This window comes from Mycobacterium sp., assembly GCF_050701515.1.
Classification (GTDB): Bacteria; Actinomycetota; Actinomycetes; order Mycobacteriales; family Mycobacteriaceae; genus Mycobacterium.
Genome location: NZ_JBOGDB010000296.1, coordinates 1 through 8,131 on the forward strand (window position 1 = coordinate 1; position 8,131 = coordinate 8,131).

The 8,131-nt window shown below is 67.1% G+C and carries 10 protein-coding genes; 6 read left to right on the forward strand and 4 right to left on the reverse strand.

Going from position 1 to position 8,131, the window contains the following annotated elements; translation table 11 throughout:
* From ACRDU5_RS21790 to ACRDU5_RS21800, 3 genes are all read left to right on the forward strand, one after another.
* Window positions 1-238 (forward strand): S26 family signal peptidase (locus ACRDU5_RS21790; protein WP_526617072.1); only part of this gene is annotated, 238 nt, incomplete at its 5' end.
* A gap of 15 nt (window positions 239-253) precedes the next feature.
* Window positions 254-976 carry a ribonuclease HII gene (locus tag ACRDU5_RS21795; RefSeq protein WP_526617073.1) on the forward strand — a complete coding sequence of 241 codons (723 nt, stop codon included), beginning with the start codon at window positions 254-256 and terminating at the stop codon, window positions 974-976.
* Between the two features lie 41 nt (window positions 977-1,017).
* The gene (locus ACRDU5_RS21800; protein ID WP_526617074.1) at window positions 1,018-1,323 is read left to right on the forward strand and encodes a DUF2469 family protein; all 306 of its coding nucleotides are present in this window, start codon (window positions 1,018-1,020) and stop codon (window positions 1,321-1,323) included.
* Between the two features lie 4 nt (window positions 1,324-1,327).
* Here the strand turns inward: ACRDU5_RS21800 and ACRDU5_RS21805 are convergent, their stop codons facing one another.
* Genes ACRDU5_RS21805 through ACRDU5_RS21820 form a run of 4 tightly spaced genes read right to left on the reverse strand, consistent with a single transcriptional unit; the run spans window position 1,328 to window position 3,642 of the window.
* On the reverse strand, window positions 1,328-2,038 hold the full coding sequence (locus ACRDU5_RS21805) for a dienelactone hydrolase family protein (protein WP_526617075.1): 711 nt from the start codon (window positions 2,036-2,038) through the stop codon (window positions 1,328-1,330).
* 29 nt (window positions 2,039-2,067) lie between these two features.
* Window positions 2,068-2,670, reverse strand: a complete 603-nt coding sequence (locus tag ACRDU5_RS21810; protein WP_526617076.1) for a TetR/AcrR family transcriptional regulator — start codon at window positions 2,668-2,670, stop codon at window positions 2,068-2,070.
* A 28-nt stretch (window positions 2,671-2,698) separates the two neighbouring features.
* Window positions 2,699-3,199 (reverse strand): DUF3237 family protein, encoded by a 501-nt coding sequence (locus tag ACRDU5_RS21815; RefSeq protein WP_526617077.1) that lies wholly within the window; start codon window positions 3,197-3,199, stop codon window positions 2,699-2,701.
* A 2-nt stretch (window positions 3,200-3,201) separates the two neighbouring features.
* On the reverse strand, window positions 3,202-3,642 hold the full coding sequence (locus ACRDU5_RS21820; RefSeq protein WP_526617078.1) for a nuclear transport factor 2 family protein: 441 nt from the start codon (window positions 3,640-3,642) through the stop codon (window positions 3,202-3,204).
* A gap of 178 nt (window positions 3,643-3,820) precedes the next feature.
* On the opposite strand from ACRDU5_RS21820, the gene ACRDU5_RS21825 reads away from it, so the two are divergent.
* The 3 genes from ACRDU5_RS21825 to ACRDU5_RS21835 all read left to right on the forward strand — a co-directional run.
* On the forward strand, window positions 3,821-4,738 hold the full coding sequence (locus ACRDU5_RS21825) for an arginase family protein (RefSeq protein ID WP_526617079.1): 918 nt from the start codon (window positions 3,821-3,823) through the stop codon (window positions 4,736-4,738).
* 13 nt (window positions 4,739-4,751) lie between these two features.
* Entirely contained in the window at window positions 4,752-6,929 is a 2,178-nt protein-coding gene (locus ACRDU5_RS21830) for a thiamine pyrophosphate-dependent enzyme (RefSeq protein WP_526617080.1), read from the forward strand.
* Between the two features lie 30 nt (window positions 6,930-6,959).
* The coding region (locus ACRDU5_RS21835) for a CoA transferase (RefSeq protein ID WP_526617081.1) at window positions 6,960-8,131 on the forward strand (1,172 nt) is incomplete at its 3' end.

The window sequence follows — 8,131 nt, forward strand, 5'->3', positions numbered from 1 at the left end:
GCCCGAGGACAGGCTGTGGGTGATGGGGGACAACCGCACCCATTCGGCCGATTCGCGGGTGCACTGCGACAACAAGCCGGAAGACGCGCAGCGCGGGCTGCTCTGCACGGGCGACCCGGAGGCCGGAACGATTCCGATAGAGAATGTGATCGGAAAGGCACGGTTCATCGCCTGGCCGCCGTCGCGATGGGGTGGGGTCGGCAGCCACAATCCCCAAGTGAACCCGCAGACCCAATAGTCTTAAGGGAGGCTGATGCCCGCGACGTGGCCGCCCCGAACGGTGATCCGCAAGTCCTCCGGCCTGCGCACGCTGGAGTCGGCGCTGTACCGCGGAGGCCTTGGGCCGGTGGCCGGCGTCGACGAGGTCGGCCGGGGGGCCTGCGCAGGCCCGTTGGTTGTCGCGGCGTGCGTGCTCGGGCCGAACCGGTTGGAGAGCCTGGCCGCCCTCGACGACTCCAAGAAGCTCACCGAGAAGGAACGCGAGCGGCTGTTTCCCCTGATCCGGCGGTATGCGCTGGCATATCACGTGGTGTTCATCCCGTGCACCGAGGTGGATCGGCGGGGGGTGCATGTGGCCAATATCGAGGGCATGCGCCGGGCGGTCGCGGGCCTGTCCGTGCGGCCGGGATATGTGCTCAGCGACGGCTTCCGGGTGCCCGGCCTGCCGATGCCGTCGCTGCCGGTCGTTGGCGGCGACGCGGCCGCGGCCTGCATCGCGGCGGCCAGCGTGCTGGCCAAGGTCAGCCGCGACCGGCTGATGGTCAAGATGGAGGCCGAGCACCCCGGCTACGGCTTCGCCGAGCACAAGGGCTACAGCACCCCCGCGCACGGCGCGGCGCTGGCCCAGCTCGGCCCCTGTAACCAGCACCGATACTCGTTCATCAACGTCCGTCGGGTGGCCACACCGACCGGCACCAGGGTGGTGACGGAGTTGGTGGGTGAGTGCGTACCGGAGCAGCGTGGCGAAGTTGGGTAAGGGAAGATAGTGCTAGACCAACACGAAGGACTGCTGAAGCGATGAGTGCCGAAGATCTCGAGAAGTACGAAACCGAGATGGAGCTCTCGCTGTACCGCGAATACAAGGACATCGTGGGGCAGTTCAGCTACGTCGTGGAGACCGAGCGGCGGTTTTACCTGGCCAACAGCGTGGAGGTGGTGCCGCGCGATTCCGAGGGCGAGGTGTACTTCGAGCTGCGCCTGGCCGACGCCTGGGTCTGGGACATGTACCGGCCCGCCCGGTTCGTCAAGCAGGTGCGGGTGATCACCTTCAAAGACGTCAACATCGAAGAGGTGGAAAAGCCCGAGCTGCGGCTGCCCGAGTAGTCGGTCAGCCGGCGCTGCCAGCGCTTCGTAGGTGTTCGCCGAAGAACGCGAAGACCCGAGACCAGGCATCCCCGGTCGCGGCCTCGTTGTAGCCGAAGCCAGTGATGCGGAGCAGCGGCTGGCGGGGCAGCCGGTTGGCGAAACTGTGCCCGGCGTCGGGGTAGACCTTGATGTCGGCGGGGATGTTCTTCTCCTCGACGACCTTGTCCAGCTTGGCGGCCGCACCGATGCCGAGCGGGTCGCGACGGCCGAAGCTGGCCACAATGGGACACGCCCCGTCCAGCGTCGCACTGAGATTGCGCGGCAGCGGGGTGCCGTAGAACGGCGCGGAGGCACCAAACCCTTTGGGGGACATCACCAGCGCGAACTGGCCACCCATACAGAAACCGGCGATGCCGACCGTGCCGTCGGCTTGCGGCATGGCCAGCAGGTGCTCCCGAGCGGCCAGGATGTCGTCGAGTGCACGGCCGCGCTTGGTCAGCAGCTCCCGGAAGACCCGTGTGACGCAGCGGGCCCGGCCGCCGCGGGCGAACATGTTCGGCGTGATGGCGATGTATCCCGCTGCGGCGATCCGACGCGAGATCGACTCGTTGTCCGGCCCGTGAGCGATCGCGTCATGGATCACCACCACCCCGGGCCATGGCCCCTGGCCTTCGGGAACGCTCAACAGCGCATCGATCGGACCGTCCGGGGTATTGATCGTGATGGTCTGCACCCGATCAATCTAACGGTCCTCCCGGTGCGCTAGTCGAGTCGGAGGCCGCCCATGACGTGACCCAATTCGGCGACCGCCCTGCGGTAGGCGGCCTTCTGGTCCTCGGCGCGCGCGACGACCATGGCGGTCTCGCAGATGGCCCCGTAGAGGAAGTGGGCGAGTGGAGCGGCTGGCCGCGGCGCGATCCGCCCCGCTTCAACCGCGCGTGCGATCGCGACCTCCAACATCTCCAGCATCGGGGCTTCCTTGCGGCGCACCGCCTCCCAGCCGATCGCAGCCAAGGCATCGAGCAGCATGATCCGCTGCAGTCCGGGCTCGAGACACTGCTCCAGGAAGGCTCGGCAGCAGGCCTCGACCGCATCCCAGGGATCCTTCTTGCCGGCGTACACGACCGGCAGCATCGTGGTCAGCCGCTCGACCTCGCGGGCGAAGACCGCCTCGAACAGCTGCTGCTTGCTTTCGAAGTGGTGATAGACGGCCCCCTTCGTGACGCGGGCCTTGGCGGCCACCGCATCAAGCGAGGTGGCGGCGTATCCGTCCTGGGCGAAGAGATCGCGGGCCGCATCGACGAGGGCGCTCGTGGTTGCCTCACGGCGCTCCGCCTGCGTCCGTCTCGCCAACTTCGTCGGCACGGACTCACGATAACCGTTGATCACGTTGTCACAGCAGCTGGTAGATCCGGTAGTCGATGTGGTTGGGCGACAGGATGTTGTAGCCGACGGCTACCACCACGCTGAGCCATCCGTACCGCTCGTCGGCGGTCTCGAACTTCGGTGTGGTTCGCACGTAGGTCTCCTCGAACGGCAGCACCTCGCCGGCGGCAAGGCGTTCCAAGCCGTCGGCCGGGACCTTGATGATGCCGCGGGTCTCGTAGTGGATGAGCACACCGTCATGCGTGCGGAGCGTTGCGCGGACGTCCACTCGGCCGGCGCCGTCATTGCCGACGAGGAGCCAGTCGCCGCCGCCGGGCAGGATTTCACCCCGCAGTTTCGGCCCGTCGATCACACCGCCCTTCGCGATGAAGGTCATCCTGGCGCCGAGGGGAGTGGCGATCGGCTGCGCGGGCTCGAGATCGACATGCATGTCGAACAGGTGCTCGACCGGGAGCGCGTCGACTAGCGGCAGCTGGTCGGTGGGCTTGCCGGTCTGCGTGGGCGCCATTGTCATTTGTTCACCGCCCCAGCGATTTTGGATTCCGCCCGCTCGGCTTGCACATCGAGATCGGGGAGCGATGCCTGGAGCTGGACCATGTCGACGAAGGTGTCCTTGCGGGCGACGAGCCCGTCGGGCGACACCACGACGGCGTCGAGGCAGTCGAATCGGATGTCGCCGGAGATCAGCGCCCAGTCGAGCACCCAATGGTCGTCGCCGTAGAGGACGCGGTAGGTCTCGAACGAGAAGTCGGGAAAACGCTCGAACAGCTCGGCGAATGCGGCGCGCACCGCGCCGCGGCCGACAACCGGACCGCCGCCGAGGTGAGTCCAGAACTGGGTGTCATCGGTGTGCAGCGCGACGATCGCGTCGGGGTCGCGATCCGCCCAGGCGGCGAAGTAGCGCTCCGAAATCGCCTTCAGATCAATGTCGTGAGTGACCGGTTGGGACATTTGGCGCCTCCATTTCAACTTGCATACCGTCAGTAGGTATTAACCTACCATGAGTATGCAAGTTGTAAACCCGGAGAGGCGCTCGATTGGCGCGTGAGAGACTGAGGTTCGTGCGCGACGCTCGGCGTTCTGCTGATCAGCCGCGACGACAACGCCATCATCATCGAGGGGTGATCCGGTGGCCGAGATCGAGCTGATCGGCGTTCCGTTCGACGGCTACGGCCGGCCGGGAAATCAGGCCCGGGCCGCGGCAGCACTGCGCGCGGCCGGACTGCTCGACGCTTTCGAGCACCACCACGTCGTGCGTCATGACGACCTCGAGCTACCCGCTCCGAACCCGCAACGCGGCGCGGCGACCAGCCTGATCAACGAGGCCGCGCTGCTGGCGATGACCGACGCGCTCAACGAACGGGTCGGGCTGGCCGCCAAAGACGGACGGTTCCCGTTCGTCTACGGCGGGGACTGCTCGGCGCTGCTGGGCGTGGTCACGGGTCTGCGTGACCATCTCGGCGACGTCGGGCTGGTGTTCATCGACGGGCATGAGGACACCATGCCGCTCGACGTTTCCGAGGACGGCGAGGCGGCCAACGCCGAGATCGGGCTGCTGCTGGGGATGACCGGACGGCTGCTGACGGGCGAGCTCGGCGATCGGCTCCCAGCGTTGCGGCCGGAGCAGCTCGTCGTGCTCGGTCCGCGCGACGATGCCTGGCGTGGGCAGTTCAACGTCGGCACGCTCGCCGACAGCGGGGTGTGGCTGGCGCCGCTCGCCGAAGTCGCCGACGACCCGGCATGCACCGGGCGCCGTGCGGTCACGCACCTGGCTGGAACCGTCGACCGTTGGTGGCTGCACATCGATTTCGACGTACTGGACCCAGTCGAGTTCCCGGCACAGGGGCTGCCCGGCGTCGAGGACGAGCCGGGCGGCCTGACCTGGGCCGAGCTCACCGATCTGGTGCACGCAGTGCTGCTCGGCGGAAGCTGCGTGGGCGGCAGCATCGCGATCTACGACCCGGACCAGGATCCGGATGGCGGCGACGCGACCAATATCGTGTCGTTCGTGCACACCGTCGCGAGTCGCTACCGCGACGGCAGGTAGTCAGGAGTCTGGGGTGGCTGAACCCATCGACGACTACTTCACAGCGACCATCTCCGCGATGGCCGAGTCGGCGCCTCGGCGCGCCGGCGAGGACACCGTGCTCGACGATTCATCCCTCACGGTGTCGGAATGCATGGCGCTGTTCGACGCTCAGCTCGGCAGCCGCCAGCTGGATCTGGCTGCCCGTTGGCTTCGGTCGCAGGGCAAGGGGTATTACACCATCGGCTCATCGGGCCATGAAGGCAATGCTGCCGTCGCGGCCGCGTGCCGCCCGACCGATCCCGCGCTGCTGCACTACCGGTCGGGTGGTTTCTTCTTGGCCCGCGCCGCCCAGGTCGGCGGTCGAGAGCCGCTGCGCGACGTCTTGCTGGGGCTGGTGGCGGCCAGCGAGGAGCCGATTGCCGGCGGGCGGCACAAGGTGTTCGGCCGTCACGACCTGAACATCATCCCGCAGACCTCGACCATCGCATCGCATCTCCCGCGCGCGATCGGTGTCGCCTTCTCCATCGCTCGCGCCAAGAAGCTCGGTGTGGCCTGCCCGTGGCCCGACGACGCGATCACGGTGTGCAGCTTCGGCGACGCATCGCTGAACCATTCCACCGCGGTCGGCGCGATCAACGCCGCGTTGCACTCCGCATACCAGGGCGTACCGATGCCATTGTTGTTCGTCTGCGAGGACAACGAGATCGGCATCAGCGTGAAGACCCCGCCGGGATGGATCGCACAGACTTACGGAAACCGTGACGGGCTGAATTATTTCGAGGCTGACGGCTCCGATCTGCCGTCGACGTTCGATGCGGCGGCGGCCGCCGCCGGCTGGGTACGCACCCACCGCCGACCCGCCTTCCTGCATTTGCGGATGGTCCGCTTGATGGGACACGCCGGCTCCGACTACGAGCCTGCCTATCGTCGGCCCGCCGAGATCGCCGGTGATTTCGACCGGGATCCGGTGCTGTGTACCGCGAAACTGTTGATCACCCAAGGTGTTCTGACACCGACGGAGGCGCTCGATAGCTACGAGGCCAAGCGCGCCAACGTCATCGAGCTCGCCGGCGAGGTCGCCGAATTCCCCCAACTTGGCGACGCACCGTCGGTTCTGACACCGGTGCAGTCAAGCCTCGACGAAGCCGTTGCCACCTTTCCGGCGTCCCTCGCCGCCGCGGTCAGGGCAGGTCAGGTTGATTCGCCGGTGACGGTGGCGCTCGCGATCAACCGTGCGCTGCAGGACATTCTGGACCGCTATCCGGAGGCGATGATCTTCGGGCAAGACGTCGCCCGCAAGGGAGGTGTGTACGGCGTCACTCGCGGATTGCTCGGGAAGACGAGCTCGGCTCGGGTGTTCGACACCTTGCTCGACGAACAGTCGATATTGGGGCTCGCGCTTGGCGCCGGGGTGTCGGGTCTGCTGCCGATACCGGAGATCCAGTACCTCGCATATTTCCACAACACCGCCGACCAGATTCGGGGTGAAGGGGCGACACTGCAGTTCTTCTCCGACCGCCAATACCGCAATCCGATGGTGGTCCGGGTGGCCGGCTACGGATACCAGAAGGGTTTCGGCGGACATTTTCACAACGACAACTCCATCGCCGCTATGCGCGACATCCCCGGGGTGGTGATCGCGTCACCCGCACGGCCCGACGACGCCGCTGCGATGCTGCACACCTGCGCGGCCGCGGCGAAGGCGGCCGGCGTCGTCTGCATCTTCATCGAGCCCATCGCGCTGTACCACACGCGTGATCTGCACGAGGACGGCGACGAGCGCTGGCTCGCTACCTACCCGGCCGCCGGAGTTCCGATCGGGCGCGCGCGCACCTATGGCGATGGCGCCGATCTGACGATCCTCACTTTCGCCAACGGGCTGCGGATGAGCCTGCGGGTGGCCCGCAGGCTGGAAACCTTGGGCGTCCGGGCCCGCGTCGTCGACCTGCGGTGGCTGGCACCGCTGCCCGTGGACGACATGATCCGCGAAGCCAACCTCACCCGACGAACATTGATCGCCGACGAAACCCGGGATACCGGCGGCGTGGGCGAAGGCGTGCTCGCCACACTTCTGAAGCACGGTTACACCGGCGCAATAGAGCGGGTCGCCAGCAAGGACAGCTTCATTCCGCTGGGCGATGCCGCCCTGCATGTGCTGCTCTCGGAGGACGACATCGAGGCCGCGGCGTTGAAGCTCGCCCGCGCCTGATAAACGGAGGGTGAATCTACACTGAGCGCGATGACCGGTGCACCTGACGCGACCAGACCGCTGGTCGGCGTGCGGATCGTGGAGATCTCCAGCTTCGTCGCCGTGCCGTTGGCCGGGATGACGCTGGCGCAGCTGGGCGCCGAGGTGATTCGCGTCGACCCGATCGGCGGGGCGGCCGATTACCGCCGCTGGCCGGTCACCGACGACGGGACGAGTATCTATTGGGCGGGGCTGAACAAGGGCAAGCGTTCGGTGGCCGTGGACATGCGATCACCGGAGGGTCAGAGCCTGGTTCGGCGGCTGATCGCGGACAGCGGCGCGCTTATCACCAATGTGGTTGGCCGGGAATGGCATTCGTATGACACCTTGGTCAGCGACCGGCCCGACCTGATCCACGTCGAGGTCTCCGGCCGTGCCGACGGCGGGACCGGTGTGGACTACACCGTCAACGCCGCCATTGGATTTCCGATGGTGACCGGCCCGGCCGAGCTCGCCACCCCCGTTAACCACGTGCTGCCGGCATGGGACGTCTCGTGCGGAATCTACGCGGCGCTCGCCGTGGTCACCGCCCTGCGGCACCGCGACGGCTCCGGGCAGGGCCAGCGGATCAGCATTCCGCTGGAAAACGTGGCGCTGGCGACGGCGGGCAATCTCAGCTTCTTCACCGAGGCGATGATCAACGGCACCGTGCGCGAGCGGATCGGCAACTCGGTCTACGGCCAGTACGGCCAGGACTTCATCAGCAGCGACGGGGCCTCGTTCATGGTGGTCGCGCTTACCGACCGGCATTTCCACGACCTGACCGAGCTCACCGGAACCACCAAAGCCGTTGCCGCGCTGGCGGAAACACTCGGCGCCGACTTCACCGACGAGGGCGAGCGATACCGGCACCGCGATGCGCTGACCGGCCTCTTCAACGAGTGGTTCTCCGCACGCACCGCCGAGGAGATCACCGCGGGGTTGTCCGCGACCTCGGTGCTGTGGGAGCGGTATCGGACCTTCGCCGAGGCGGCGTCAGATGAGCGTGTTACCGCGAATCCGATGTTCACACCTCTCGACCAGCCGCGCATCGGCGAGTATATGGCGCCCGGACTGCCGATGTCGATCGACGGCACGTACCCACCGGCAGTGGCCGCCCCGGCGGTCGGCGACGACACTGCCACGGTCCTGCACGAGTGGCTGGGACTGAGCCCAGACGAGAT